Here is a 24,105-nt window from a genome sequence, read left to right as displayed (position 1 = left end):
CGCGGGCCGCTAGAAAGACGCGAATTCCGCTTCTGCGCGCCCTTGACTGTACGGCGCTCCCTGAAGCGCCCCACAAAGATTGAGGCGAATGAGCATGGCCGAAGAAAACGACGGCGAGAGCGAGAAGCAGACCGCGCAACAAAGCGCGCAGCGGAGCAGTGCTCACAAGAGGGGCGGCTTCGTCGAGACCTTGAAGACGATCGTCTATGCGGTCCTGATCGCGCTTCTCGTGCGGACCTTCGCCTATGAGCCCTTTACGATTCCGTCCGGCTCCATGCTGCCGACGCTTCTGATCGGGGATTACCTCTTCGTCTCCAAGTTCAGTTATGGCTACAGCCGGCATGCCCTGCCGATGAGTCCAAACCTCTTCGAAGGACGGATTCTGGGCAGCGAGCCCGAGCGCGGCGACGTGGTGGTCTTCAAATTGCCGCGTGACGGCAAGACCGACTACATCAAACGTGTGATCGGGCTGCCGGGCGACCGCGTTCAGGTCTCCGAAGGCCGCCTCTATATCAACGATCAACTTGTCGAGCGCGAATCCCTGGGTGAAGTGCTTGTGACGCGCGGCTCGGGCTACAGCGAGCGCGTCACGGAGTACATCGAGACCTTGCCGGGGGGCCGCAAGCACAAGATCTGGGAGCGCTCCGACAACGGCTCGCTGGACAACACACAGGTCTACGTGGTGCCCGAGGGGCATTTCTTCGCCATGGGTGACAACCGCGATTCCTCCCAAGACAGCCGCGTTCTGAGCGCGGTCGGTTACGTGCCGATGGAAAATCTTGTCGGCCGGGCGGAGGTCCTCTTCTTCTCCAAGCAGGAGGACAAGTCGATTCTGGCCGTTTGGGACTGGCCGGAGTCCATCCGCTGGGGACGCATCTTCGATGGCATCCAATAGCACCGATAAGAGCGGCGCGGCGCTGGACGGTCTGGCGGAGAAGCTGGGCCATCGCTTCACCGACAGCAGATCCCTCCAGCGCGCCTTGACGCACTCCAGCGCCTCTGGGGCTGCTGGCGCGCAAGGCAGCTACGAGCGCTTGGAGTTTCTGGGCGACCGGGTCTTGGGCCTTGTGGTGGCCGACCTGCTGTTGCGCCGCTTTCCCGAGGAAAGCGAAGGGTCGCTCGCCAAGCGCTTCGCCTATCTGGTCAGCGGGGAGATTCTCTCCCAAGTGGCGCGCGATATCGGTCTTGGCGAGTTCATCGCCTTTTCGCGCGGCGAGGCGGACGCGGGTGGCAGCGAGAACCCGGCCATCCTCGCCGATGTCATGGAGGCGGTGATCGCCGCGCTCTACCGTGACGGCGGTTTGGAGGCCGCGCGGGGCTTCATCGAGCCGCAGTGGCGCCCCCTGGTGGAAGCGGACTTGAAGCCGCCCCGCGAGCCCAAGACGGCGCTTCAGGAATGGGCCCAGGGGCAGGGGCTCCCGCTGCCGCGTTATGAGGAGGTTGGACGGGACGGCCCGGCGCACGACCCGCGCTTTTCGATCCGCGTGGTGATCGAGCGCAAGGGCGGCACCCTTTCCGGCGAGGGTGAAGGCCGCTCCAAGCGCATGGCGGAGCAGGCGGCGGCCAGCGCTCTGCTGGAGCAGCTAGAAAAGGAGCAGGCGCGATGACCCACTGCGGCTTCGTCGCTGTGATCGGCGCGCCCAACGCCGGCAAGTCGACCCTGGTCAACGCCCTGGTGGGCTCCAAGGTCTCCATCGTCACCCACAAGGTTCAGACCACGCGCAATCAGGTGCGCGGCATCGTCATGGAGGGCGATGCGCAGATCGTGCTTGTGGACACGCCTGGCATCTTCGAGCCCAAGCGCCGCCTGGAGCGCGCCATGGTGCGCGCGGCCTGGGCCGGGGCCGAGGACGCGGACGTTGTGATGCTGGTCTACGACGCGGCGCGCAAGAAGCTGGACGCCGACACCCGGCGCATCGTCGATCAGATCAAGAAGAGCGGACGCAAGGTGGTGCTGGCGCTCAACAAGGTCGATCTGATCCGGCGGGACAAGCTGCTGGAGCTCGCGGCCCTCTTCGACGCCGAGGGATGCTTTGAGGACATCTTCATGATCTCCGCGGCGACCGGTGACGGCCTCGACGATCTGCGGCGCTACCTCGCCGGGCGCATGCGCGAGGGGCCCTGGCTCTTCCCCGAGGATCAGGCCGCGGACATGCCGCTCAGGCTGCTGGCCTCGGAGATCACGCGCGAGAAGCTCTTCCTGCAGCTTCATGAGGAACTGCCCTACAACCTGACGGTCGAGACCGACAACTGGGAAGACTTCAAGGACGGCAGCGCCAAGATCCAGCAGACGATCTACATCGGGCGGGAGAACCAGAAGCCCATCGTGATCGGGAAGGGGGGTGCGCGCATCCGCAAGGTGCGCGAAGACGCCCAGCAGGAGATGCAGGCGCTTCTGGAGCGGCCCATCCACCTCTTCCTCTTCGTCAAGGTGCGCGAGAACTGGATCGAAGACCCCGAGCGCTACCGCGACCTCGGCCTAGAGTTCAAATCGTGATCCAATAGCCCCATGATCGAGTGGAGCGAGGAGGGCTATCTGGTGGCGCTGCGCCCGCATGGCGAGGATGCGGCGATCATTCAGGTGCTGACCGAGAGTCGCGGTCGCGTTGCGGGCTTGGTGCGGGGTGGACAGGGACGCCGCCTCTCCGGCGTGCTGCAACTCGGCAATCGCCTTCAGGCGAGCTGGAAGGCGCGGCTGGCCGACCAGCTCGGCAGTTTTCAGGTGGAGTTGCAGCAGGCGAACGCCGCCCGGTTCCTGAGCGCACCGGACCGTCTGGCGGCCCTAAGCGCGGCCTGCGCCGTGATCGAGCAGGCGCTGCCCGAGCGCGAAGCCCATCCCAAGTGTTTCTCGGGATTCGAGGTGCTGCTGGAGGCGCTCGAAGGCGACCACTGGGCAGAAGTCTACGTTCATTGGGAGCTGGCGGTCCTGGCGGACCTTGGCTTCGGTCTCGACCTGACCTCCTGCGCCGTCACCGGGGAAACCGAGAACCTGGCCTTCGTCAGCCCGCGTTCCGGCCGGGCGGTGACTCGCGAGGCGGCCGGCCCCTATAAGGAGCGGCTCCTGCCCCTGCCGGGTTTTCTCGCCGGGCGCGGCGGAGGAGGGGCGCAGGAGATCGCCGAGGGCCTGGCGCTGAGCGGCTTCTTTCTGGAACAGAACATCTTCCACCCGCAGGACAGGCCGCTGCCGGCGGCGCGCCAGCGTCTGGCGGCGCGCTTCCCGCTGAATGAAGTCGAAAGGGGAGACGATCAGCTCGGCGGATAGAGGCTGGTCGCGCCGTCGATGATGAACTGAAGCGCCAGCGCCGCCAGGATCACCCCGGCCACGCGGCTGATTACGTTGATCCCCGTCATCCCCAGGAGCTTCATGATCTGGACCGAGAGCAGCAGGGTCACCAGCAGCGTCAGAAGCACCGCCAGCATGACGCCCAGGATCGCGGCCTGCATCACCAGGTCGCCGCTGGCGCGCGTCACCATCAGCACGACCGAGGTCAAGGAGCCGGGCCCGGCGATCAGTGGGATCGCCAGGGGGAAGACCGAGATGTCGTTGCGATGGCCGCTCTCCTCGTCCTCACCCGGCGTGGTGGAGCGCAGGCCGGACTGACGGGCCATGACCATGTCGATGGACAGGAGCAGCAGCAGGATGCCGCCAGCGATGCGGAAGGCCGCGATGCTGATGCCCATGGCCTCGAAGAGGTATTGGCCGACGATCCCGAAGACCAGCAGGATCAAGGTGCCGATGAAGACACCGCGCAGCGCCAGCCGACGGCGCTCAGCCGCCGTTGCGTCCGGGGTCAGTCCCGCGAAGATCGGCGCGTTGCCGACCGGGTCGATGACCACGAAAAAGGTGATGAAGGTGGCGATCAGGGTTTCGATCATCCGCCTTCTCTAGACCCGCCCTGTCCGGCGATCAAGCGGCCTTTTTGGCTCCGGCCGGCGTGAAGCGCTGTTCGGCCAAGCGGTCGGCAGCCTCGGAGGTCGCGATATCCTGCTGCTGCGCGAAGGTGAATATCTCGCGCAGCGTCCCGCCGATGCCCGCGATGTGGGCGAAGGCGGCCTCCTTGTCGTAGCGCTTGTCCTGGCCGGGCCGGGTCTCGTAGCTGATGTTGATCACGCCCCCGGCGTTAATGACGTAGTCGGGCGCATAGAGGATGCCGCGCTCCTTCAGCATGAAGCCGTGCTCGCGCCGGGCCAGCTGGTTGTTGGCCGAGCCCGCGACGACGCTGGCCTTCAGGGCCGGGATGCTCTCGTCGTTCAAGGTCGCGCCCAGTGCGCAGGGCGCATAGACTTCCGCCTCGGCCGAGACGATGGCGTCGGGGGCGGCGGTGGCCGCGCCGAAACGCTCCTTGGCCAGCGTTACCTGTTCCTGGTTCAGGTCGGTGACGATCAGCTCCGCGCCCGCTTCGTGCAGCAGGCGGCAGAGCTCGAAACCGACGTGGCCCAGGCCCTGCACGGCGACGCGGACGCCCTTCAGGTCGCTGGCGCCCAGACGGTGGGTGACAGCCGCCTTGATGCCGTGGAAGACGCCATATGCAGTGGCGGGCGAAGGATCGCCGGAGCCGCCGGCGGAGACGCCCGCGACATGGCTGGTGCGCTTGCCCATGGTCTCGACATCGGGCACGGAGATGCCGACGTCCTCGGCCACCACATAGCGCCCGCCCAGGCTCTCTACGAAACCGCCCAGCGCCTCGAACAGCGCGGGCGACTTGCCGCTGCGGGGATCGCCGATCACCACCGACTTGCCGCCGCCAAAGGGCAGACCGGCCAAAGCCGACTTGTAGGTCATGCCGCGCGACAGGCGCAGCACGTCGCCCAGCGCCTCGCCTTCCGAGGCGTAGGGCCACATGCGGCAGCCGCCCAGGGCGGGCCCGCGCGAACTGTTGTGAATCGCGATGATGGCGGAAAGGCCGCTGGCCGCGTCCCGGCAGAAGACCAGCTCTTCATGAGCGTCGAATTCCGGATGCGTGAAGACTGACATGCCTTTCGTCCCTCCGTATCTAAACAAGAGATGAGCGCTGCTTTCGGTCTGGAAAGCAGACCATCTGCTGTAAAAGATCGGTGCTCAGGAGGCGAGCGCGCAATCACAAAATGATGAGTGCGCCAAGAAAGAAAGGAAGCGTTATCAAAGAGTTGCGGGCTTCTCGAATGCTTCGAAAAGCCCGCCTCAAACGACAGAAACTTATCCGGCGGTCAGAAGCCCACCCGGCCTTCAAGCGAAGCTTCCAGCATTTCGCGGCAGTTCTGCTCGTCCAGCGGAATGGGATTGCCGCCCGCTGAGGGATCGACCACGGCCATGGCCGCGATCTCGTCGAGGCGCGCGTCGTCGACGCCGATATCGCCGAGGCGGTGGGGGATGCCGAGCTGCTCTCGCAGGGACAGCATCCAGTCCATGAAGCCGCCGAAGGTCGGCTGGTCGAGGCCGATGAAGGCCGCCAGGCGCTCCAGCTTGGGTTCGATGGCCTTCCGGTTGAAGGCCAGGACATAGGGCATGAAGACGGCGTTGGTCAGGCCGTGGTGGGTGTCGTAGAGCGCGCCCACCGGATGGCTGAGCGCGTGCACCGCGCCCAGGCCCTTCTGGAATGCTGTGGCGCCCATGGAGGCCGCGATCAGCATGTGCGCGCGCGCTTCGATGTCCTGACCGTCGGCGGTGGCGCGGGGCAGGAACTCCTTCACCAGCCGCGTGCCCTCAACGGCGATGCCCTCGGACAGTGGATGGAAGAAGGGCGAGCAATAGCCCTCCAGGCAGTGGGCCAAAGCGTCCATGCCGGTCGCCGCCGTCAGCTTGGGCGGCAGACCCAGGGTCAGGGCCGGGTCCGAGATCACGATGGAGGGCAGCATCTTCGGATGGAAGATGATCTTCTTGGTGTGGTCGCTCTCATCCACCAGGACGGAGGCGCGGCCGACTTCCGAGCCGGTCCCGGCGGTCGTGGGCACCGCCACGATGGGGGCGATACCCTCAGGGTCCGCCGCCTTCCAGTTGGAGCCGCGGTCCTCGAACTCCCAGACCGAACGGGTCTGGCCGGACATGAAGGCGATTGCCTTGGCGGCGTCGATCCCCGACCCGCCGCCAAAGGCGATCACGCCGTCGCAGCCGTTCTCGCGGTACACGGCGAGGCCGTCTTCCAGGTTCGTGCCCGTTGGGTTCGGCTTGATGTGCGCGAAGAGCACGGCCGAGCAGCCGTCATCCTCGCAGAGCGCCAGCGCGTCGCGAACCATCGGCAGCTCCGCAAGCCCGGGGTCGGTAACCAGCAGCGGGCGCTTCACGCCGAGGCTGGCGAGCGCGCGCGGCAGTTCCGCGATGCGCCCCACGCCAAAGCGGATTTGGGTCGGATAGCTCCAGTTGGCGGTCAGGCTCTGAGGATCGAAGCTCATGGCGCGGCGGCTCCTTGGCAGGCGGGCGGGATCATGTGACGTGTTTTCAGGCCCGCATTTCTTGGCACCGCTCGCGCCGCCGCGCAAGGCGTCTTGCGTATCAGAGCGCGCGTTCCAGGAAATCCAGGCGGTCCTGACCCCAGAAGATCTCTCCCTCCACGACATAAGAGGGCGATCCGAACACGCCGGCCTCCAGCGCTTCCTTGCTGAGCGCCTTGTAGCGCTCCTCCATCTCAGGCTGCTTTGCCGCGGTAAGGATGGCGGAGGCATCCAGCCCGCAGTCGCCGAGAATGGCGGCGAGGGTGTCCTCATCGGCGATGTTGCGTTCTTCGGCCCAGACGGCGCGCAGGATGGCGTGGGAAAGCTGATAACAGGCCTCGCTGGCCTCTCCGCCTTCGCTCGCGTCGGCTGTCGCGATGACGCAGTAGGCGGCCAAGCGCTCGTCGGCCGGGAAGTACGCGGGATGGATCGCGATCGGCTCGTTCAAGAACTTCGACCAGCGCTCCAGCTCCACCAGGCGGTAGGCCTGGCGCTGCGGGGCCCGCTTGGGCAGCGGGAGGCCACCCGATTCCGGAAAGATCATGGCGAGGCTCACCGGCTTGACCCGCAGGGTGGCGCCCTTGGCGTCCACGATCTGCTTCAGGCGCTTGCTGCCCAGGTAGGTCCAGGGCGACACCAGCGAGAGATAGTAGTCCACGGTCTTGGCCATTTCGTCTCTTTTCCTCCCGGTATTCTGCTGTGATAGCGTCCTGCGGCCCGTAGGGTAACGCGAAGGATGCGGTGGAGGCAGGGGATTTTTCCCAGCTTTCCCAACGAGTGAACAGACAGGAGGCAAAGGTGGTGACGAACTTGGGGGTTGTCGGCGTCGGACACATGACAGGGGCCATGGTCGAAGGCTGGGCGCGTCTGCCGGAGGGCGCGCGGCCACGCTTCCTGCTGTCTCCCCGCGGCGCCAAGGTCGCAGCGCGCCTCGCCGATACCTGCGGCGCGGAGATCATGGACAAAAACGAAACGGTCGTGCGCGACAGCGACGTGGTCCTGCTCGGCGTGCGGCCCGGACAGGTCGAGGAGGCCTACAAGGGCCTGCCCTGGCGCGAGGGGCAGCTCGCGATTTCCGTCATCGCGGGGGTCGGTATGGAGGCGCTCTCGGCGCTGGTCGCCCCGGCGCGGGTCGTGCGCTGCATGCCGGTGACCGCCTGCGCCTTCGCGGAGAGCCCGGTGGGGCTCTTCCCGCCGGACGGCGAGGCGGAGGCACTCCTCGCCCCCCTCGGCAGCGTTTCCGTGGTCGAGGAGGAGAGCGTCTTCGACCGCCTGGCGGTCCATGGCTGCACCTACGGATGGCTGATCGCCCTGGTCGACGAGATCGCCAAGTGGAGCGAGGAGGTCGGGCTGCCCCCGGAGGTCGCCCGCCGCCACGTCGCCCAGACCTTCCGGGCCGCGGGCACCACGGCGCTGGAAGACGGCACCCGCTCAGTGCAGGACATCTACGAGGAGATCGCCTCGCCGGGCAGCTTTACGCTCAAGGGGCTGGAAACCCTGCGCGACGGCAGGGCCTTCGACCCCTGGCGCGCCGCGCTGGAGCGCATCCGCAAGGAATACGAAGGCTAGCGCCGGGCTCTGTCGGATGCGGAAGATACCCCGCAGCAAAGGGGGTGCTAGCCTAGCGCGCCTCGCGTAGACTCTTCTGGAGAGGTTCGAGTCGCAAAACAGGGTCGAAGACGCGCGATAGGCGCTGCGCGGCCTTCGCCGAGGGAGAAAGCGGGAATGGACGAAGCGGCCATGACGAAGAAGGCGGGCGGTCCGCAGATTTTCGTCCTAGGCAACGAGAAGGGCGGGTCGGGCAAGTCGACGACCGCCATTCACCTCGCCGTAGCCCTGCTGCGCCAGGGCCGCAAGGTGGGCACCATCGATCTCGACGCCCGGCAGGGCACGCTGTCGCGGCTGGTCGAGAACCGGGAGGCCTTCGTCAAGGAAACCGGCCTTCGCCTGCCCTTGCCGCGCCATGCGCGGGTCTACCGCTCGCAGTTGCCCAACCGCGACGATGCGGAGGCCGAAGAGCGTCAGGTGATGGAGCAGGTCATGCAGTCCATGGCCGGTAGCGACGCCATCATCATCGACACGCCCGGCAGCGACTCCTACCTCTCGCGGCTCGGCCACATGCATGCGGACATCCTGATCACGCCGCTCAACGACTCCTTCCTCGACCTCGACGTGCTCGCCAAGATCGACCGGGAGGGAAAGCGGATCCTGGGCCCCAGCGTTTACAGCCAGATGGTCTGGGAGCAGCGGCAGATGCGCGCACGCATGAACCTTCCCCCGGTTGACTGGATCGTGATGCGCAACCGCCTGGCGCACCTGGACGCGCGCAACAAGCGCACCGTGGGCCGCCTGCTGGGCGAACTCTCCCGCCGAATCGGTTTCCGTTTGATGCCGGGCTTCGGCGAGCGCGTGATCTTCCGCGAGCTTTTCCCCAAGGGCCTGACCCTTCTGGACCTGCGCGAGAATGGGGCGGGCGTGAACCTGACCATGAGCCATCTGGCCGCCCGTCAGGAGGTGCGGCTGCTCCTGGACGAACTCGGTCTGGCCGAGCGTGAGCTGGAGCCACAGACTGGAACCGGCTGACCCGCTACACTATCTCTCTAGGGGTAATGGAAAGCGCCGGACTTAGAGGCGCTTAAAGGGAGAGCATGAGCGGAAAGTCAAAGCTGCCGGAAGGCGCTTCCAGCAAGTCGGAGGTCTCTGAATTCCTGACCAAGGTGCAAACCCTGGCGCCGCGTGGCGAGGGTCAGGGGCGCGGACGTCTGATCTTCGCGCTCGACGCCACGGCGTCCCGCCAGCATTCCTGGGACAGCGCCATGAACATTCAGGCCGAGATGTTCGACGCCACCTCCAAGCTTGGCGGGCTGGAAGTGCAACTCGCCTACTACCGCGGCTTTGGCGAGTTCAAGGCCAGCGGGTGGGAGAAGGACGGCAAAGGACTGCTGCGCCGCATGACGGCGGTGCACTGCCTGGCCGGGCGCACTCAGATCGCAAAGCTCCTGAACCACGCCCTCAAGGAGACCGACAAGAAACGCGTGGGCGCGCTGGTGTTCATCGGCGACGCCATGGAGGAGGACATCGACCGGCTCGGCCATCTGGCGGGCAAGCTGGGGCTGAAGGGCCTGCCGTGCTTCCTGTTTCACGAGGGCGCCGACCCGGTCGCTCAAGGCGCCTTTCAGCAGATCGCCCGCCTTTCCGGCGGCGCCTGTTGCAGCTTCGACGCGCGCAGCGCCAAGGAGCTGCGCGACCTGCTTTCCGCCGTCGCGGTCTACGCCGCGGGCGGCAGGCGGGCGCTCAGCGATTTCTCGAACGAGCGCGGCGGGGCGGTGCTGAAGCTGACCCACCAGATGCGTTCCTAAACGGACCGGGGCAGGGGACAAGAGTATGGTTCTGGCGTACGTCTTCCTCGCGATCTGCCTTTTGGTGGGCGGGGCGCTGCTGCTCCGCTGGTTCGCCCAGGCTCCCCCGGGGACGATCAAGAAGACTCTGCTCTGGACCATCGGCATCATCGCGCTCTGCGGCGTGCTGGTGATGGTCTTCCTGAAGCGCTACCAACTCGCCCTCTACTTCGCGCCCTTGCTTCTTCCCTTCCTGCTACAGGCGCCGTCCTTCTGGCGGCGCTATAAAGCCGCGCGCGGCGGCTCCAAAGGTCAGAGTTCCAGCGTCAACACCCGGGTCCTCCGCATGACCCTGGATCATGACAGCGGCCTTATGGAAGGCGAGGTGCTGGAGGGTCCCTACGAGGGCCGCGTGCTGAGCGAGCTTTCCCTGGCCGAATTATTGGAGCTCTGGCGCTACTGCGCAGAGGCCGATGCGGATTCGCTCGCCGTCCTCGAAGCCTACCTCGACCGCACACGCGAGGAGGATTGGCGCGCGCGTCTAGACGCCGAGGACGAAGTCGCGAGCCGGGAGCGCCGCGGGCGCCAGGGGAGCGAATCGGGTGGCGGCGCAGCGAGGAGCTCAGGCACGATGGACCGTGAAGAGGCGCTGGCCGTGCTGGGGCTTTCCGAGGGCGCAACTGAGTCCGACATCAAGGCTGCTCACCGGCGGCTGATGCGCCAGGTCCATCCCGATCATGGCGGATCCGACTACCTGGCCGCGCGCATCAACGAAGCCAAGGCGGTGCTGCTGGGTCATTAGAAACGCCGCCCGGAGCAACGCCGCCCGGCGTGCTTGCATTTTGCGGGCGGCCTCTCTAAGCCAATAGGGTGCAAGCTAGGCCCCCGCAAAACGGCAGAAATGAAGGAAAAATGACAAAAGCCCTCCGCAAAGCCATCTTTCCCGTCGGCGGCCTCGGCACCCGTTTCCTGCCCGCCACCAAATCCATGCCCAAGGAAATGCTGCCCATCGTCGACAAGCCGCTGATCCAGTACGCGGTTGAAGAGGCCAAGGCCGCGGGCATTGAGGAGTTCATCTTCATCACGGGCCGAGGCAAGGGGGCGATCGAGGATCACTTCGACCACTCATACGAACTCCAGGAGACCCTGGCCGAGCGCGGCAAGCACGAAATGTTGGCGCTGACCAAGGAGATGCTGTTGGAGCCGGGGCAGGTGGCCTACATCCGCCAGCAAGAGCCGTTGGGCCTGGGCCACGCCGTCTGGTGCGCACGCAACGTGATTGGCGACGAGCCCTTCGCGGTGCTCCTGGCTGACGACCTGGTGAAATCGGACACGCCCTGCCTGAAGCAGATGGTCGATCTCTGGGGCGAGGTTGGCGGGAACCTCGTCGCCGCGATGGAAGTGCCGCGCGAACATACCTCGCGCTACGGCATCCTGGACGTGGTCGAGGACGACGGGCGTCTGGCCCGCGCAAAGGGCCTGGTGGAAAAACCAAAGCCGGAGGATGCGCCCTCCACGCTCTCGATCATCGGGCGTTACATCCTGCAGCCCGCCGTGATGAAAGAACTCGGCTCGCAGGAGGCGGGCGCCGGCGGCGAAATCCAATTGACCGACGCCATGGCTCGCACGCTGGACCGCGTGGCTTTCAACGGCTACCGCTTCGAAGGAACTCGGTATGACTGTGGCTCCAAGGCCGGTTTCGTGGAGGCCACCCTGGCCTACGCCAGCGAGCATGAGGAAATCCGCGATGCGCTGCCCGGGATCCTGTCCCGTGTCACCGGCGCATAGCACCTGACCGGGTCGCGGGAAGCGAAGGGGGTATAGATGCGCGTCGCCATGATCGGCACAGGGTATGTCGGGCTCGTGTCCGGCGCCTGCTTTTCGGAATTCGGCACCCAGGTGACCTGCGTCGACAAGGACGCGGGCAAGATCGCGCGGCTGGAGAAAGGCGAGATCCCAATCTTCGAACCGGGATTGGAGAACCTCGTGCAGACCAACGCGAGCGCCGGGCGGCTGACCTTCACCACTGATCTGGCATCGGCGGTCGCAGCCGCCGACATCGTCTTCATCGCCGTTGGCACGCCGAGCAGACGCGGCGACGGCCATGCCGACCTGACCTATGTCTATGAGGCCGCGCGGGAGATCGGCCGCGCCATGAGCGGTTATACCGTCGTGGTCACCAAGTCGACCGTGCCGGTCGGGACCGGTCGCAAGGTCCACGACATTCTGAGCGAGGTCGCGCCGGAGGGCAGCTTCGACGTGGTCTCCAACCCGGAGTTCCTGCGCGAGGGGTCGGCGATCGGTGACTTCATGCGCCCGGACCGCGTCGTCATCGGGTCCGACTCCGAACGCGCCGCCGAGGCCATGTCCCAGCTCTACCGGCCTCTCTATCTGATCGAAAAGCCGATCCTGCATACCTCGCTGGAAACCGCGGAGCTGACCAAGTACGCCGCCAACGCCTTTCTCGCCATGAAGATCACCTTCATCAACGAGATCGCCGATCTTTGCGAACAGGTGGGCGCGAACGTCCAGGACGTCGCCAAGGGCATCGGCCTCGACGGGCGCATCGGGCGCAAGTTCCTGCACGCCGGGCCGGGGTATGGTGGCTCCTGCTTCCCCAAGGACACCCTTGCCCTGGTCAAGACGGCTCAGGATTTCGGCGCGCCGATCGACTTGGTGGAGACCACGGTCGCGGTCAACGACCGCCGCAAGAAGCAGATGGCCCGCCGGATCGTCGAAGCCTGCGGCGGATCGGTCGAGGGCAAGACCATCGCTTTGCTGGGCCTCACCTTCAAGCCCAACACCGACGACATGCGCGAAGCGCCCAGCCTGGAGATCGTCCCGGCCTTGCAGGCGGCGGGCGCCAAGGTCCGGGCGTTCGATCCGGAGGGCATGGAGGAGGCCGCGAAGCTGCTGGAGGGCGTCACCTACTGCGAGGACGCCTATGAAGCGATGGAGGGCGCCGACGCGCTGGCGATCGTGACCGAATGGAACGCCTTCCGGAATTTGGATCTCGGTCGGGTCAAGAAGCTTCTGAGCGAGCCCGTTTTCGTCGACCTGCGCAACGTCTATGACACGGCGAGCATGCTGGAGGCGGGATTCCGTTACAGCTCCATCGGACGCCCCGTGCCAGACGGAACAAAAGACTGAATGAGAAACCAAACGGCAGACCGGAGAGCCTGAGCAATCATGAGCGAACCTTACCGTTTCAACCCGACGATCCTCCGCGAGTACGATATCCGGGGCCAGGTCGGCAAAACCCTCTCAGAGGCCGACGCCCGGGCGCTGGGCCGCGCCTTCGGCTCCATGGCGCGCCGCAAGGGCGGCCGCGCCATTGCGGTGGGCTACGACGGGCGCCTCTCCTCGCCCAGTCTCGCCAACGCCCTGAGTGAAGGCTTGCGCGCAGCGGGCATCGACGTGGTGCGGATCGAGTGCGGCCCGACGCCGATGCTCTACTTCGCCGCCTTCACCCTGCCGGTCGACGGTGGGATCATGGTGACGGGCTCCCACAATCCGCCGGACTACAACGGCTTCAAAATGCTGTTTCAGAAGAAGTCAGTGTACGGCGAGGAGATCCAGGAGCTGGGGCGCCTCTCCGCTGAGGGCGACCTGGAAAGCGGTGAGGGCAGGCAGAGCGAGACGCCGGTGCTGGAGGCCTATGTCGAGCGGCTGCTTCAGGACTTCGACGGGCCGGAAGACCTGACCATCGCCTGGGACGCCGGAAACGGCGCGATGGGCGAGGCCATGAAGCGCGTCACCGACCGTCTGCCAGGCCGCCACATCCTTCTGAACGAAGAAATAGACGGCACCTTCCCCAATCACCATCCGGACCCCACGGTGGCCGAGAACCTGATCCAGCTTCAAGAAGCGGTTGCCGGTGAGGGCTGCGACCTCGGCATCGCCTTTGACGGTGACGGCGACCGGGTCGGGGCCGTGGACCGGAACGGGGAGATCATCTGGGGCGATCAGTTGATGCTGCTGCTGGCGCGCGACGTGCTGCGCGATCATCCCGGCGCGCCGATCATCGCCGACGTGAAGTCGAGCCAGGTGCTGTTCGACGGCATCGAGGCGGCGGGCGGACGCCCCATCATGTGGAAGACCGGCCATTCGGTCATCAAGTCGAAGATGCTGGAGGAGGGCTCGCCCTTCGCCGGTGAGATGAGCGCCCATCTCTTCTTCAACGACCACTTCTACGGATTCGACGACGGGCTCTATGCGGCGATCCGCCTGCTCGGCGCCCTTAAGCACCTCGGCCTGAGCCTCAAGGAGTACCGGGAGAGCCTGCCGAAGCTGCACAACACGCCGGAGGTGCGCGTGCCCTGCAACGAGGAGCGGAAGTTCGCCGCCGTGGAGGAGGTCGCCGCGAAGCTGAAGGCGGCAGGGGCCGAGGTGGTGGACATCGACGGCGTAAGGGTCATGACCGAACAGGGCTGGTGGCTGCTGCGCGCCTCGAACACGCAGGATGTACTGGTGGTGCGCTGCGAATCGGAAAGCGCGGAAGGGCTCGAGGCGCTTAAGGAAACGGTCCGCCAGACCTTGAATCAGGTCGGGGTCACGCCGCCGGACTTCTAGGAGCCCGATTTCTAGTCTTCAGACTTCAACTCCAGCTTCATGCCGATGTGGCTGGCCTTGAAACCGAGCGACTCGTAGAAGCGATGCGCGTCGCCGCGCTGCTTGTCGGTGGTCAGTTGAACGAGGCTGCACCCGGCCTCGCGGGCGCGCTTCAAAGCCTCTTCCATCAAGAGCCTGCCGACCCCGCTGCCGCGCTGGTCGCCGCGAACCCTGACCGCTTCGATCTGGGCGCGCAGCGTGCCGAGGCGCGAGAGGCCAGCGATGAAGGTCAGTTGCAGGCAGCCGACGACCTCTCGGTCCTTTATCGCCAGCAAGGTCTGATTGCCGCCCTGGGCGGTCATGGCGCGGAAGCCTTCGAGGTACTTCGGGTCCAGAGGTTCGCCCGGCCGCTCGCGGGTCTTGCCGAGGCCGTCGTCTGCAAGCAGTTTCACGATTGCCGGAATGTCCTCTTCCCCTGCATAGCGGAAGGAGAGGGTGTCGCCACCGGTCACGCGGACGAACTTGTGATCAGTTGAGAGAGGCGAGGTCGAGCCGGTCGGCCCGGACCACGATGCAGGGGCGCTGCTGCTGGCGGAAGAGGCGGCAGACGGCTTCCGCCTCGCTCTGCTGCATCCCGATCAGACGGGCCCGGTAGAGCGGCGTGCTCTGGCCGGGAATCTGGCTGATCCGCACGGCTTGCCCGACCAGATAGGCCGGCGCGGCCTTGATCGCCTGTTCCGCCGCAGTCTGCGCGCGGACCGGATCGCTGAAGGCGCCGACCTGGATACCGTGGCTCTCGCTCAACTCCATATCGGCATCGCCCTGGCCAATGACCTCGTCGGGCCTGATGGGCGGCAAGACGATCTCCCCGTCGAGGACCACGGCCGGGACGGCGGGTTTCTTGATCGGCATGGGCTCGCTGGCCGCGCTGTCGCTGGTGCCGAGGCTGGCGGCCTGACTGGCCGCCGGGATCTGGTTCGACGCCAGAAGCAGGGGCTTCTCAGGCGGCGGTCCGTCGGGGCGGATGTGCTTGGCGACGGCCATCTTGGAAAAGCCCCTGTCCAAAAGCTCGACCATGTGGGCGTTGCGCGACCGTGAGGTCTTGCCGCCGTAGACCACGGCGATGATACGCCGGCCGTTGCGCACGGCGGAGGCTGCGAGGTTGAAGCCGGAGGCGCGGATGTAACCCGTCTTGAGGCCATCGACGCCGGGATAGCTGTCCAGCAGCTTGTTGTGGTTGCGGTAGGTATTGCCGTTGTAGCTGAACCGCGAGAGGGAGAAGAAGTGGTAGTACTGCGGATAATGACGGATCAGCGCCTGTCCCAGGCGCGCCATGTCCCGCGCGGTGGAGAGCTGATGGCGGTCGGGCAGGCCCGAGGCGTTTCGGAACACCGTGCGGCTCATGCCCAGCTCGCGGGCCTTCTCTGTCGCCTTGATGCCGAACTTGTACTCGCTGCCGGCGATTGCCTCGGCCACCACCACGGCGACGTCGTTCGCCGACTTGGTGACGAGGGCGCCGATCGCATCCTTGACCCGGATGGTGGAGCCTGCGCGAAGCCCCAGCTTCGAGGGCGGCATCCCCGCGGCGCGGGCCGAAACCTTCAGCTTGCTGTCCAGCGTGTAGCGGCCCTGCTCAATCGCCTCGAACAGCATGTAGAGCGTCATCATCTTGGTCATGGAGGCGGGGTAGGCCTGACGGTCGGGGTTGGCCGCGTGGAGCACCTCCCCGGTTTCAGCGTCGATGACGATGGCTGCATAGCGGCGCGCATCCGCCGTCTGCGGCGCTGCCAGCAGCGCAACGGCGAAAACCAATCCCGCGATGAGCGCAAGCGTTCGGCTCTGCATGGATCCCCCGCGTGTCCCCTTGGTCCCAAAATCCCGCTTCTTACCCGGCCACAGCAAAGGCGTTCCCCTAAGTTCTTCGTCTAATGGCCTTGAATCTTCTACGATTCTACAGATCGCACGAATCGCTGTCCAGTAAACAATCCAGTGCGGCTATCCGCTGCGGAACGCGGATTCAAGCGCCGTGCCCCGGGTTTCGCTGTTCGGATGAGAAAACTGTAAAGACAAGAGGTTAAAAGCAGGTTTCCAGTGAGGGTGGCCGGTTCCGGGCGCGTCGCAGGAAAATTTATTGTGCAGTGCACAAAAATATATTGACACCCGAGGGCGAGCTTCATATATTCCGGTCATGTTGCAGCGCACAAAAGAATGCTGCATACGCTAACAGTTAGAGCTAGCCGTCCAATCGGCAAAGGAGTTTGATCATGACCACGACCAAAAAGACCACCAAGCAGGCCGACGTTATGAAGCCGGTTGAGGACGCTGTTTCCGCCGGTAAGGAGACCGTCGAGCAGTTCGTCAAGGTTGGCACCGACGCCGCCACCAAGAACTATGAGCAGGCTGTCGCCATGACCAAGGAGCAGGTCGAGAAGGCCTCTCAGTCCATGTTCAAGAGCTACGACGAGATGACCGAGATCTCCAAGGAGAACGTCGACGCCGTTGTCGCTTTCAACACCAAGCTCGCCAAGGGCTACGAGCAGGTCGGCAAGGAGTGGGTTGCTTTCACCCAGTCCGCCTTCGAGGCTCAGGTCGCCGCCGCCAAGGCCATCATGGGTGCCAAGTCCCTCCGCGAGGTCATTGACCTGCAGAGCGAGATGACCAAGACCCAGTTCGACAAGGTCATGGCCGAGAGCGCCAAGATCACCGAGATGTCCGTGAAGGTCGCCAACGAGGCTTACGAGCCCCTGCAGGCCCGCATGAACACCACGGTCGAGAAGATGATGAAGCCGGTCGCCGCGTAACGCGAAACCAGTTTCGTCAAGAGCGGGGCGCTCTCCTTCCCCTCCCTTCGAAGAGCGCACCCGCAACCGACAAAGAACGGTCCGGCATTTCCGCCGGGCCGTTTTTTTGTGCTCGGGGTTCGGGGCCGACTGGCGGTTTTCTCGCTCCTGCCCACGAATTGCCAAGAAGGGGGGCTTCACCCAGCGCCGTTAATGCCAATATCATTACTGAGCCGATATACTGTGACCGATATGCGGGACTCGGCACCCAACAAACCAGCGGGCAAGACAAGCGCGGCCATGAACGACGTGAAGATGAGCGACAAGGACGACGACAAGAAGGGGTCCGGCGGCTCGCCGGGTACCGGCGTCGTCATCAAGGCCAAGCCCAGGACCAAAAAACCTTCCATGTACAAGGTCCTGATGCTGAACGACGACTACACACCCATGGAGTTCGTCGTCCACGTGCTGGAGGCTTTCTTCGGCAAGCAACGCGAAGAGGCGACCCAGATCATGCTGCATGTGCACCGGCGCGGCGTGGGTCTCTGCGGTGTCTACACCTATGAGATCGCGGAAACGAAAGTCACCCAGGTCATCGACTATGCCAGGCGACACCAGCACCCCTTGCAGTGTACGCTAGAGAAAGACTAACCGGCGCGGGCCATTAAAGGAGAAGCGGAGAAGATGCTGTCAGCAAATTTGGAACAGACCCTGCACCGCGCCATGGCCTACGCCAGTGAGCGCCAGCACGAATATGCGACGCTCGAACATCTGCTGCTGGCGCTGACCGACGACAGCGACGCCATCGCGGTGCTGCGGGCCTGCGGGGTCGAACTGGCCCAGCTCCGAGAGGACCTGGCCGAGTTCATCGAAAGCGAGCACGCCAAGCTGGTGTCCCCGGAAGCGGTCGAGCCCAAGCCGACCGCCGGGTTCCACCGCGTCTTGCAGCGCGCCGCCATTCATGTCCAGTCCTCGGGCCGGGAGGAGGTGACCGGCGCCAACGTCCTGGTTGCGATCTTCTCCGAGCGGGAGAGCCAGGCGGTCTACTACCTGCAGGAACAGGACATGACCCGCCTGGATGCGGTCAACTACATCAGCCATGGCATCGCCAAGACCGGCGACGCCGACCAGGCCCGCGCGACTCCGAGCGGCGCGGACGAGGACGCCGAGGCCGAGAAGGTCGTGCGCCAGGGGCATGAGGCGCTGGACGCCTACTGCGTGGATCTGAACAAGAAGGCCGCGGACGGGCGCATCGATCCCCTGATCGGCCGCGACCACGAGATCGAGCGCACCATCCAGGTGCTCTGCCGCCGCACGAAGAACAACCCGCTCTACGTGGGCGACCCCGGTGTGGGCAAGACCGCCATCGCCGAGGGGCTCGCCAAGCGCATCGTCGACCAGAGCGTGCCCGACGTCCTGAAGGACGCGACCATCTTCTCGCTCGACATGGGCGCGCTGCTGGCCGGGACCCGCTATCGCGGCGACTTCGAGGAGCGGCTGAAGGCCGTCCTGAGCGAGCTCGACTCCATCGAGGGCGCGGTGCTCTTCATCGACGAGATCCACACCGTGATCGGGGCGGGCGCCACCTCCGGCGGCGCCATGGACGCCTCCAACCTCTTGAAGCCCGCCTTGCAGAGCGGCTCGCTGCGCTGCATCGGGTCGACCACCTACAAGGAGTACCGCAACTACTTCGAGAAGGACCGCGCCCTGGTCCGGCGCTTCCAGAAGATCGACGTGGTCGAGCCTTCCATCGAGGACGCGGTCAAGATCCTGCGCGGGCTCAAGCCCTACTACGAGAAGCATCACAGCGTGCGCTACACGGCCGAGGCGCTGCGCTCCGCCGTAGAGCTCTCGGCGCGCTACATCGGCGACCGCAAGCTGCCGGATAAGGCGATCGACGTGATCGACGAGGTCGGCGCCTCCCAGTGGCTGCGCCCGCCCTCCAAGCGCCGCAAGACCATCGGCGTCAAGGAAGTGGAGGCGGTTATCGCCAAGATCGCCCGCATCCCGCCCAAGTCCGTCTCGAACGACGACAAGACCGCGCTCAAGAACCTGGAACGCGACTTGCGGACCATGGTCTTCGGCCAGGACAAGGCGATCACGGCGCTCTCCGCCGCGATCAAGCTGGCCCGCGCCGGTCTGCGCGAACCCGAAAAGCCCATTGGCTCCTACCTCTTCTCCGGCCCCACGGGCGTCGGCAAGACGGAGGTCGCGCGCCAGTTGGCGGCGTCGCTCGGCATCGAGATCACCCGCTTCGACATGTCGGAGTACATGGAGCGGCACTCCATCTCGCGCCTGATCGGCGCGCCGCCGGGCTATGTCGGATTCGATCAGGGCGGTCTTCTGACCGATGCCGTCGATCAGCATCCGCACTGCGTGCTGCTGCTGGACGAGATCGAGAAGGCCCATCCGGACCTCTTCAACGTGCTGCTGCAGGTCATGGACTACGGCAAGCTGACGGACCACAACGGCAAGTCGGTCGACTTCCGCAACGTAATCCTGATCATGACCACCAACGCCGGCGCGTCGGACATGACCAAGAAGGCCATCGGCTTCAACCGCGAGAACCGCGAGGGTGAGGACGAAGAGGCCATCAACCGCATGTTCACCCCGGAGTTCCGCAACCGCCTGGACGCCGTCATCCCCTTCGGCGGACTCACTCTCGAGATCGTCGAGCAGGTGGTGGACAAGTTCGTGCTGCAACTGGAGGCGCAACTAGCCGACCGCGGCGTGACCATCAGCCTCTCCGAGGAGGCGCGCAAGTGGCTGGCCGAGAAGGGCTACGACAAACTCTACGGCGCGCGCCCCCTGGCCCGTGTCATCCAGGAGCACATCAAGAAGCCCCTGGCCGAGGAGCTGCTGTTCGGCAAGCTGACCAAGGGCGGCGTGGTCTCGGTCACCATCGAAGACGACAAGCCCGCCTTCTCGCTGCAAGAGGACCAGCCCGGCCCGTCCCGCAAGAAGAAGGAAAAGGTCGAGGTGCGCTAAAGAACTTCAGCGCGTCATCGGGTCATCAAGAATCGCCCGTCTGCCGGTAGGGGCTGTGCTCCATCAGCAGGCGGGCGTCTTCTTCTATGGACTCTGATTCACGCCGGACGAAATTGGCGACGGGCTCGGCGAGGGCCGGGTCGGCGATCCAATGCAGGCTGTAGGTCTCGACCGGCAGGTAGCCGCGGCGGATCTTGTGTTCGCCCTGCGCGCCCGCTTCGACGCGGGCGAGGCCGCGCTCGATGGCGAACTCGATGGCCTGATAGTAGCAGCACTCGAAGTGCAGGTTGTCGAACTCGGCCAGCGCCCCCCAGTTGCGTCCGTAGAGGGCGTCCTCGCCGATCAGGTTGAGGGCACCGGCCACTGGCCGGCCCTCCATCTCGGCCATGACCAGCAGAGCGCGGTCGGCCATGCGTTCCCCCAAGAGCTGGAAGAAGGCGCGGTTCAGGTAGGCCTGCGCCCACTTCTTGTCGACGGTCGAGAGGTAGAAGCGGTGAAAGGCGTCCCAGTGTTCGGGCTTCAGGTCCTCGCCGGTCAGCCGTCTGATCTCCAGCCCGCCTGAAAGCGCCCGGGCGCGTTCCTTCTTGAGGTTCTTGCGCTTGCGCGAGGCGAGGGCGGCCAGAAAATCCTCGAAGCTGCCATAGCCTTGGTTCCGCCAGTGGTACTGCAGGCCCTTGCGCTTCAAGAGGCCGAGCTCACCGCCCATCTCCCATTCCTCCTGCCCGCAGAAGGTGACGTGGAGAGAGGAGAGCTTGTTCTGATCGCCGAGCTGAACCATCCCGGCCAGGAGCGCATCCACCAGGATTGGAACGCTTGGCTCATCCGGCCTCAGGTCGCCGCGGGTCAGAAGGCGGCGGCCCGGCACCGGCGTGAAGGGCACCGCGCACTGGAGCTTCGGGTAGTAGCGCCCGCCGGCCCTTTCATAGGCGTCGGCCCAGCCCCAGTCGAAGACGTACTCGCCGTAGGAGTGGTTCTTTACGTAAAGCGGGGCGGCGGCGAGCAGCCGGCCGGGCTCGCTCTCGCTCCAGATCGCGAGGTGACGGGGCATCCAGCCGGTCTCCGCCGTCACGGACCCGCTGTCTTCCAAGGCTGAGAGGAAGGCGTGGGCGAGGGTCGGGTTGCCGCCAGCGCAAGCGTCCCATTCGGCGGCAGGAAAATCGCCCATGCCCTTTGCCACGGTCAGCTTGATGGCGTCGTCGCGTTCGCGTCCGTCGGGCAAGGCGCTGAGCTCCCTCGCAGGGTTCGAGTGAAGGTCTCCTGGAGAAGGATATGGGCGGGCGAGGGGCCCAGGCAAAGGCCGCGGCGCTCAAAAAGGGCCGGACGCTTGCCGATTTGCCGGTCTTGTTCTAACCCTACCGTCGGTGTGAGGATTTTCGAACTGAGGGAAGAACATGACCAGCAGCGAGACGACCGATGTCGTCATCATTGGCGGAGGCCACAACGGCCTGACCTGCGCGGGCTATCTGGCGCGCGGCGGCCTTAAGGTGAAGATCGTGGAGCGGCGCCCGGTGGTGGGCGGCGCGGCCTGCACGGAGGAGTTCCATCCGGGCTTCCGCAATTCGGTCTACTCCTACGTGGTCTCGCTGCTGAGCCCAAAGGTCATCAAGGACCTTGAGTTGGAGCGCCACGGGCTGGAAGTAATGGATCGCCACTGCGGCTCCTTCAACGCCCTGCCGGACGGCCAGCACCTCTACATGAGCCGCGACCCAAAAGAGATTCAGGCGGAAATCGCCAAGTTCTCCAAGAAGGACGCGGAGCTTTTTCCCGAGTTCGAACATCTGCTGGAGAAGCTCTCCCTCGCCGTGCGCGCCATGATCAACGAAGCGCCGCCCAATCTCGGCGGCGGTCTCCCGGAACTCTGGACCGCGCTGAAGACCGGCAACCGGCTGCGTCACCTCTCTGATAAGGAGCAGGCGGCGCTGGCCGAACTCATGACCATGTCCATCGGCGACTATCTGAACCGCTGGTTCGAGAGCGACCCGATAAAGGGCGATTTTGGTTTCGAGGGCGTGATCGGCAATTTCGTGGGGCCCTACGCCCAGGGCTCGGCCTATGTGCTGCTGCATCATTCCATCGGACAGGCCCATGGGCGCGACGGCGCATGGGGCCACGCGCGCGGCGGGATGGGCTCGATCGCCAAGGCGCTGGAGCGTTCCTGCGCGGCCTACAACGTGGAGATCGAGACCGACGCGCCGGTGCGCGAAGTCCTGACCGAAAAGGGCCGGGCGGTCGGCGTGGTGCTGGAGGACGGGCGGACGATCCGCGCCAAGGCCGTGGCCTCCAACCTCAATCCCAAGCTGCTCTTCTCCGGCATGGTGGACGAGACGCTCTTGCCCGCGGACTTCAAGCGCCGCATCGGCGGCTGGCGCAACCGCTCGGGCAGTTTCCGGATGAACGTGGCGCTTTCCGAGATGCCGCGCTTCACCTCGCTGGAGGGCGCGGAAAAGCCGCAGGCCTATCTCAGCGGCACCATCAACATCTGCCCCTCCCTCGACTACATTCAAGCGGCCTACGACGATGCCCGGACGACCGGATGGGCAAAGCGGCCCATCGTCTCCATGTGCATACCCTCGACCCTGGACGACAGCCTTGCGCCCGAGGGCCAGCATGTCGCCAGCCTCTTCTGCCAGCACTTCAATCCGGAGCTTCCCGGAGGACGTTCCTGGGATGAAGTGAAGGAGGAGGTGGCCGACCTGATCATCGACCGGGTGAACGAGGTGGCGCCCAACTTCAAGCAGGCGGTGGTGGGCCGTCAGGTGAAGTCGCCGCTGGACCTGGAGCGGGACTTGGGGCTGCTCGGCGGAGACATCTTCCACGGCGCCCTGCATCTGGACCAGATCTACAGCCTGCGTCCTGCGGCGGGCTACGCCGACTACCGCATGCCGTTGCCGGGCCTCTATCTCTGCGGCTCCGGCGCTCATCCGGGCGGCGGGGTGTCCGGGCTTCCTGGCCACCATGCGGCGGCGGCGATCCTGAAGGACGCGCGGCGCGGGGGCCTGGCGGCTTGATCCATCTCAAGGCGGTCGTGACGGCGGCGCTCTAGGGTCCTCTCGATCGAAACGAGGAGAGCCGGAGGAGCGCCCCCATGACCCACACCCCGCACGAGCTGCAGGACGAGTTTCCCGAGTTCCGGGCCCGCATTCATGAACTGAAAGGCAGCGACAGCCACTTTCAACGGCTGAGCGAGGAGTATCACCGCCTGAACCGGGAGATTCACCGCATCGAGGCGGAGATCGAGGCCGTGTCGGATGAGGTGGCCGAGGACCTGAAGAAGAAGCGCCTGCGCCTGAAGGACGAGCTCTTCGCGATGCTCCAGGGCGCCTGAGAATAGGTTAGGCCTCGAAGGCCTCCTCGAAGGTCTGCTGGAGCGCCTGATCCAGATCCGCCATCGTCACGGGCAGGCCCAGGTCGACGAGCGATGTCACCCCGTGCTCCTTGATGCCGCAGGGCACGATGCCGCCGAAGTGGCTCAGGTCCGGCTCCAGGTTGATCGAGATGCCGTGGAAGCTGACCCAGCGGCGCAAGCGCACGCCGATGGCCGCGATCTTGTCCTCGCGCCCGTCGCCCCGGTCGACCCAGATGCCGACGCGGCCCTCTCGCCGCTGTCCCTCCACGTTGAAGCGGGCGAGGGCGCGGATGACCCATTCTTCAAGGTTCTGCACGAAGCGCCGCACATCGGGTTCGCGCCGCTTCAGGTCCAGCATCACATAGGCAACGCGCTGGCCGGGCCCGTGGTAGGTGTACTGCCCGCCGCGCCCGGCGTCGTAGACCGGGAAGCGGGCGTCCAGCAGGTCTTCCGCCCGCGCCGAGGTCCCGGCGGTGTAGAGCGGCGGGTGCTCCAGCAGCCAGACGCATTCCGGGGCCGTACCCTCGCGGATTTCCGCCACGCGGCGCTCCATGAAGGCGAGCGCGTCGGGGTAGGCGACAAGCCCCTCGCTCCAGCGCCACTCGACCGCGCTCAGACCGCTCGATTCCGGGGCTTCCGGCTTGCTTTCAAATAAAGTGTCGGCCATACCCTGATCAGCTTGAAATCACTAAGG

24 protein-coding genes are annotated in these 24,105 nt (G+C 65.5%); 16 read left to right on the top strand and 8 right to left on the bottom strand.

Annotation, left to right across the window (positions count from 1 at the left end; translation table 11 throughout):
- The first annotated feature begins 94 nt into the window (after positions 1-94).
- Genes lepB through recO form a run of 4 tightly spaced genes read left to right on the top strand, consistent with a single transcriptional unit; the run spans position 95 to position 3,262 of the window.
- Complete coding sequence (lepB, locus tag P8X75_06295; protein ID MEJ1994813.1) at positions 95-895, top strand: signal peptidase I; 801 nt, start codon at positions 95-97, stop codon at positions 893-895.
- Positions 882-1,607: a ribonuclease III gene (gene rnc / locus P8X75_06290; protein MEJ1994812.1), complete on the top strand. Its 726-nt coding sequence runs from the start codon at positions 882-884 to the stop codon at positions 1,605-1,607. Before lepB ends, rnc begins: the two co-directional genes overlap by 14 nt.
- Entirely contained in the window at positions 1,604-2,497 is an 894-nt protein-coding gene (gene era, locus P8X75_06285) for a GTPase Era (protein ID MEJ1994811.1), read from the top strand. The genes rnc and era overlap by 4 nt, the downstream gene beginning before the upstream one ends.
- Positions 2,498-2,509: 12 nt before the next feature.
- A complete protein-coding gene (recO, locus tag P8X75_06280) occupies positions 2,510-3,262 on the top strand; it encodes a DNA repair protein RecO (GenBank protein MEJ1994810.1) in 753 nt (250 codons plus the stop codon).
- Here recO and P8X75_06275 read toward each other — a convergent pair.
- The 4 genes from P8X75_06275 to P8X75_06260 form a co-directional block, all read right to left on the bottom strand.
- Positions 3,247-3,876, bottom strand: a complete 630-nt coding sequence (locus P8X75_06275; GenBank protein MEJ1994809.1) for a MarC family protein — start codon at positions 3,874-3,876, stop codon at positions 3,247-3,249. The two genes, recO and P8X75_06275, sit on opposite strands and share 16 nt — an antisense overlap.
- 31 nt (positions 3,877-3,907) lie before the next feature.
- Positions 3,908-4,975, bottom strand: a complete 1,068-nt coding sequence (locus P8X75_06270) for a Glu/Leu/Phe/Val dehydrogenase dimerization domain-containing protein (protein ID MEJ1994808.1) — start codon at positions 4,973-4,975, stop codon at positions 3,908-3,910.
- A 212-nt stretch (positions 4,976-5,187) separates the two neighbouring features.
- Entirely contained in the window at positions 5,188-6,369 is a 1,182-nt protein-coding gene (locus P8X75_06265) for an iron-containing alcohol dehydrogenase (GenBank protein ID MEJ1994807.1), read from the bottom strand.
- A gap of 100 nt (positions 6,370-6,469) precedes the next feature.
- The gene (locus P8X75_06260; protein MEJ1994806.1) at positions 6,470-7,078 is read right to left on the bottom strand and encodes a 2-hydroxychromene-2-carboxylate isomerase; all 609 of its coding nucleotides are present in this window, start codon (positions 7,076-7,078) and stop codon (positions 6,470-6,472) included.
- A gap of 128 nt (positions 7,079-7,206) precedes the next feature.
- Between P8X75_06260 and P8X75_06255 the strand changes: the two genes are divergently transcribed.
- The 7 genes from P8X75_06255 (at position 7,207) to P8X75_06225 (ending at position 14,318) form a co-directional block, all read left to right on the top strand.
- Positions 7,207-7,977, top strand: coding sequence for a pyrroline-5-carboxylate reductase dimerization domain-containing protein (locus tag P8X75_06255; GenBank protein ID MEJ1994805.1), 771 nt, complete (start codon positions 7,207-7,209; stop codon positions 7,975-7,977).
- A gap of 156 nt (positions 7,978-8,133) precedes the next feature.
- Complete coding sequence (locus P8X75_06250) at positions 8,134-8,991, top strand: division plane positioning ATPase MipZ (GenBank protein MEJ1994804.1); 858 nt, start codon at positions 8,134-8,136, stop codon at positions 8,989-8,991.
- Positions 8,992-9,056: 65 nt separating this feature from the next.
- Positions 9,057-9,767, top strand: a complete 711-nt coding sequence (locus P8X75_06245) for a VWA domain-containing protein (protein MEJ1994803.1) — start codon at positions 9,057-9,059, stop codon at positions 9,765-9,767.
- A gap of 25 nt (positions 9,768-9,792) precedes the next feature.
- Entirely contained in the window at positions 9,793-10,548 is a 756-nt protein-coding gene (locus P8X75_06240) for a DnaJ domain-containing protein (protein ID MEJ1994802.1), read from the top strand.
- A gap of 110 nt (positions 10,549-10,658) precedes the next feature.
- Positions 10,659-11,534 (top strand): UTP--glucose-1-phosphate uridylyltransferase GalU, encoded by an 876-nt coding sequence (gene galU / locus P8X75_06235; GenBank protein MEJ1994801.1) that lies wholly within the window; start codon positions 10,659-10,661, stop codon positions 11,532-11,534.
- Between the two features lie 36 nt (positions 11,535-11,570).
- Positions 11,571-12,896, top strand: a complete 1,326-nt coding sequence (locus P8X75_06230) for a UDP-glucose/GDP-mannose dehydrogenase family protein (protein ID MEJ1994800.1) — start codon at positions 11,571-11,573, stop codon at positions 12,894-12,896.
- A 39-nt stretch (positions 12,897-12,935) separates the two neighbouring features.
- Positions 12,936-14,318, top strand: coding sequence for a phosphomannomutase/phosphoglucomutase (locus tag P8X75_06225; GenBank protein ID MEJ1994799.1), 1,383 nt, complete (start codon positions 12,936-12,938; stop codon positions 14,316-14,318).
- Between the two features lie 11 nt (positions 14,319-14,329).
- Here the strand turns inward: P8X75_06225 and P8X75_06220 are convergent, their stop codons facing one another.
- Positions 14,330-14,809 carry a GNAT family N-acetyltransferase gene (locus tag P8X75_06220; GenBank protein ID MEJ1994798.1) on the bottom strand — a complete coding sequence of 160 codons (480 nt, stop codon included), beginning with the start codon at positions 14,807-14,809 and terminating at the stop codon, positions 14,330-14,332.
- 16 nt (positions 14,810-14,825) lie between these two features.
- Positions 14,826-16,142, bottom strand: a complete 1,317-nt coding sequence (locus P8X75_06215) for a D-alanyl-D-alanine carboxypeptidase (GenBank protein ID MEJ1994797.1) — start codon at positions 16,140-16,142, stop codon at positions 14,826-14,828.
- Positions 16,143-16,561: 419 nt separating this feature from the next.
- On the opposite strand from P8X75_06215, the gene P8X75_06210 reads away from it, so the two are divergent.
- The 3 genes from P8X75_06210 (at position 16,562) to clpA (ending at position 20,065) form a co-directional block, all read left to right on the top strand.
- Positions 16,562-17,098 carry a phasin family protein gene (locus P8X75_06210; GenBank protein MEJ1994796.1) on the top strand — a complete coding sequence of 179 codons (537 nt, stop codon included), beginning with the start codon at positions 16,562-16,564 and terminating at the stop codon, positions 17,096-17,098.
- A 279-nt stretch (positions 17,099-17,377) separates the two neighbouring features.
- Positions 17,378-17,728 (top strand): ATP-dependent Clp protease adapter ClpS, encoded by a 351-nt coding sequence (clpS, locus tag P8X75_06205; protein MEJ1994795.1) that lies wholly within the window; start codon positions 17,378-17,380, stop codon positions 17,726-17,728.
- Positions 17,729-17,761: 33 nt separating this feature from the next.
- Positions 17,762-20,065 (top strand): ATP-dependent Clp protease ATP-binding subunit ClpA, encoded by a 2,304-nt coding sequence (gene clpA / locus P8X75_06200; GenBank protein MEJ1994794.1) that lies wholly within the window; start codon positions 17,762-17,764, stop codon positions 20,063-20,065.
- A gap of 25 nt (positions 20,066-20,090) precedes the next feature.
- Here clpA and P8X75_06195 read toward each other — a convergent pair whose 3' ends face one another.
- Positions 20,091-21,284, bottom strand: a complete 1,194-nt coding sequence (locus P8X75_06195) for a GNAT family N-acetyltransferase (GenBank protein ID MEJ1994793.1) — start codon at positions 21,282-21,284, stop codon at positions 20,091-20,093.
- 172 nt (positions 21,285-21,456) lie between these two features.
- Here P8X75_06195 and P8X75_06190 point away from each other — a divergent pair, with 172 nt between their 5' ends.
- Entirely contained in the window at positions 21,457-23,073 is a 1,617-nt protein-coding gene (locus P8X75_06190; protein MEJ1994792.1) for an NAD(P)/FAD-dependent oxidoreductase, read from the top strand.
- A gap of 77 nt (positions 23,074-23,150) precedes the next feature.
- Positions 23,151-23,390 (top strand): YdcH family protein, encoded by a 240-nt coding sequence (locus tag P8X75_06185; protein MEJ1994791.1) that lies wholly within the window; start codon positions 23,151-23,153, stop codon positions 23,388-23,390.
- A 7-nt stretch (positions 23,391-23,397) separates the two neighbouring features.
- Here P8X75_06185 and lipB read toward each other — a convergent pair whose 3' ends face one another.
- The gene (gene lipB / locus P8X75_06180) at positions 23,398-24,078 is read right to left on the bottom strand and encodes a lipoyl(octanoyl) transferase LipB (GenBank protein MEJ1994790.1); all 681 of its coding nucleotides are present in this window, start codon (positions 24,076-24,078) and stop codon (positions 23,398-23,400) included.
- Between the last annotated feature and the right edge of the window lie 27 nt (positions 24,079-24,105).

The sequence above is a fragment of the Limibacillus sp. genome (genome assembly GCA_037379885.1).
Lineage (GTDB): Bacteria > Pseudomonadota > Alphaproteobacteria > Kiloniellales > CECT-8803 > JARRJC01.
This window is presented reverse-complemented; position numbering and strand designations above follow the sequence as displayed.

Excerpts from the sequence above, each read along its gene's own strand:
- lepB (MEJ1994813.1), top strand. The coding sequence starts at position 95 with ATGGCCGAAGAAAACGACGGCGAGAGCGAGAAGCAGACCGCGCAACAA.
- P8X75_06230 (MEJ1994800.1), top strand. The coding sequence starts at position 11,571 with ATGCGCGTCGCCATGATCGGCACAGGGTATGTCGGGCTCGTGTCCGGC.
- clpS (MEJ1994795.1), top strand. The coding sequence starts at position 17,378 with ATGAACGACGTGAAGATGAGCGACAAGGACGACGACAAGAAGGGGTCC.
- P8X75_06210 (MEJ1994796.1), top strand. The coding sequence starts at position 16,562 with ATGACCACGACCAAAAAGACCACCAAGCAGGCCGACGTTATGAAGCCG.
- era (MEJ1994811.1), top strand. The coding sequence starts at position 1,604 with ATGACCCACTGCGGCTTCGTCGCTGTGATCGGCGCGCCCAACGCCGGC.
- P8X75_06245 (MEJ1994803.1), top strand. The coding sequence starts at position 9,057 with ATGAGCGGAAAGTCAAAGCTGCCGGAAGGCGCTTCCAGCAAGTCGGAG.
- P8X75_06265 (MEJ1994807.1), bottom strand. The coding sequence starts at position 6,369 with ATGAGCTTCGATCCTCAGAGCCTGACCGCCAACTGGAGCTATCCGACC.
- P8X75_06240 (MEJ1994802.1), top strand. The coding sequence starts at position 9,793 with ATGGTTCTGGCGTACGTCTTCCTCGCGATCTGCCTTTTGGTGGGCGGG.
- P8X75_06225 (MEJ1994799.1), top strand. The coding sequence starts at position 12,936 with ATGAGCGAACCTTACCGTTTCAACCCGACGATCCTCCGCGAGTACGAT.
- P8X75_06270 (MEJ1994808.1), bottom strand. The coding sequence starts at position 4,975 with ATGTCAGTCTTCACGCATCCGGAATTCGACGCTCATGAAGAGCTGGTC.
- P8X75_06215 (MEJ1994797.1), bottom strand. The coding sequence starts at position 16,142 with ATGCAGAGCCGAACGCTTGCGCTCATCGCGGGATTGGTTTTCGCCGTT.
- galU (MEJ1994801.1), top strand. The coding sequence starts at position 10,659 with ATGACAAAAGCCCTCCGCAAAGCCATCTTTCCCGTCGGCGGCCTCGGC.
- P8X75_06250 (MEJ1994804.1), top strand. The coding sequence starts at position 8,134 with ATGGACGAAGCGGCCATGACGAAGAAGGCGGGCGGTCCGCAGATTTTC.
- clpA (MEJ1994794.1), top strand. The coding sequence starts at position 17,762 with ATGCTGTCAGCAAATTTGGAACAGACCCTGCACCGCGCCATGGCCTAC.
- rnc (MEJ1994812.1), top strand. The coding sequence starts at position 882 with ATGGCATCCAATAGCACCGATAAGAGCGGCGCGGCGCTGGACGGTCTG.
- P8X75_06190 (MEJ1994792.1), top strand. The coding sequence starts at position 21,457 with ATGACCAGCAGCGAGACGACCGATGTCGTCATCATTGGCGGAGGCCAC.
- lipB (MEJ1994790.1), bottom strand. The coding sequence starts at position 24,078 with ATGGCCGACACTTTATTTGAAAGCAAGCCGGAAGCCCCGGAATCGAGC.
- P8X75_06275 (MEJ1994809.1), bottom strand. The coding sequence starts at position 3,876 with ATGATCGAAACCCTGATCGCCACCTTCATCACCTTTTTCGTGGTCATC.
- P8X75_06185 (MEJ1994791.1), top strand. The coding sequence starts at position 23,151 with ATGACCCACACCCCGCACGAGCTGCAGGACGAGTTTCCCGAGTTCCGG.
- P8X75_06260 (MEJ1994806.1), bottom strand. The coding sequence starts at position 7,078 with ATGGCCAAGACCGTGGACTACTATCTCTCGCTGGTGTCGCCCTGGACC.
- recO (MEJ1994810.1), top strand. The coding sequence starts at position 2,510 with ATGATCGAGTGGAGCGAGGAGGGCTATCTGGTGGCGCTGCGCCCGCAT.